The 277-nt window shown below is 70.8% G+C and carries 1 protein-coding gene; it reads right to left on the bottom strand.

Going from position 1 to position 277, the window contains the following annotated elements; genetic code table 11:
• Nucleotides 1–277: Ig-like domain-containing protein (locus M2S36_RS24950; protein WP_333958022.1), on the bottom strand; the 277-nt coding region annotated here is incomplete at both ends.

Raw genomic sequence — 277 nt, 5'->3', positions numbered from 1 at the left:
CGTGCTGTTTGGCTCAGCGGTACCGCTGAGGCTGCTGCCGTCACTCAGGTTGACGGTGGGCGCGCCTGGCGCCACAGCGTCCACCGTGGTGCTGGCCGGCGCGCTGGTGTTGCCAGCTGGGTCGGTCGCCGTGGCGTTGACCACCGTGCCATTGGCCAGCGGGGTCGCAGGCGTGAAGGTCCAGTTGCCGCTGCCGTCGGCGGTGGTCTGGCCGATCGGGTTGCCGCTGCCGTCGGTGAGGATCACCCTGGCGCCCGCTTCAGCGGTACCGCTGATC

It is taken from the genome of Pseudomonas sp. SF2 (assembly GCF_036858055.1).
Classification (GTDB): Bacteria; Pseudomonadota; Gammaproteobacteria; order Pseudomonadales; family Pseudomonadaceae; genus Aquipseudomonas.
This window is presented reverse-complemented; position numbering and strand designations above follow the sequence as displayed.